Raw genomic sequence first — 1,064 nt, 5'->3', positions numbered from 1 at the left:
CAGGCAGGGATTCGCGGGGCGCGTCGCGCCGGGCCGGCTGGGCGCGCGGCGCAGGCGCCTCGACCAGATCGGCCGGGGCCTGACGGGCCGGGCGCGCGGCCGGGGCGGCGGCGCTTGGGGAGGGGCGGCGCTGCTTGGGAGAAGCGGGTGCGGACTCGCCGTCCTCGGGCGCACCAAGGCTGGGTTCGCGGCGGTCGCGCAGGCTGGACAGCATCTCGCCGCCCGCCCGGCCCAGGCGCACTCCGCCTTCGCCGACGGCGGAACCGGCACGACGCAGGCTTCTGCCGGTCGCCACCCATTCCTGCCAGGACAGACCCATGGCATGGGCGGTCAGCAGCGCCGTCAGCGCCGCCGCCGTCAGGGCCGCCGCCGTTTCCAGCGGCGCCGCGCTCAGGCCCAGCACATGGGGCAGGGCGGCCAGGCGTTCGAGCAGCAGCGTTCCGGCGGCGCCTCCCAGACCGGCGGGCAGGGCCATCTCGTTCGCCGCGGGCAGCGCCTGCAGGGCCACCGCGCCCATCAGCACGGCGGCCAGCAGGGTCAGCAGGCGCATCCACAGGCGGCTGACGGCGGTGGCCGAGGTCATCAACCGGCCGCCCCAGGCGACCATCACCACGGCCACCAGCATCGCCGCCCCGCCCACCGATTGCAGCAGCAGGTCGGAGATCACGGCGCCGAAGGGGCCCATCAGGTTGCCGACCTCTTCCGACCCGGCGGCATTGAGGCTGGGATCGCCTTCGGTATAGGTCAGCAGCGCCAGGACCAGCAGCAGGGCCAGCGTCACGACGGCCAGTCCGGCGGCCTGTTTCAGCCGCCGTTGCAGCAAGGGCAGGGCGCCGGGCGGCAGGAAGCTGCCTTTGGGCGTGCCCTTGCGGGGGCTGCGGGAACGGGAAGAGGAAGAACGGGTCTGGGATGGGCGAGCGGTCGAACGGGCTGCCACGTCTGCTCCTAAAGCACCTTAGCCATGCGGTCGAGGGCTTCCGCCGTGCGGTCCAGGTCATGGACCAGCGCCACGCGGATATATCGTGTTCCCGGATTGTACCCGGTTTTGTCCTCGCGCGCCAGAT

The 1,064-nt window shown here is 73.4% G+C and carries 1 protein-coding gene; it reads right to left on the bottom strand.

What is annotated here, in order from left to right; genetic code table 11:
* A partial coding sequence (locus tag EPD66_RS23820; protein ID WP_185961608.1) for a DNA translocase FtsK 4TM domain-containing protein occupies positions 1 to 937 on the bottom strand: 937 nt, incomplete at its 3' end.
* Positions 938 to 1,064: the final 127 nt, after the last annotated feature.

This window comes from Telmatospirillum sp. J64-1 (assembly GCF_006980715.1).
Classification (GTDB): domain Bacteria; phylum Pseudomonadota; class Alphaproteobacteria; order Rhodospirillales; family Magnetospirillaceae; genus Oleiliquidispirillum; species Oleiliquidispirillum nitrogeniifigens.
The sequence above is the reverse complement of the archived record's forward strand: the minus strand, read 5'-3'. Positions and strand labels throughout refer to the sequence as shown.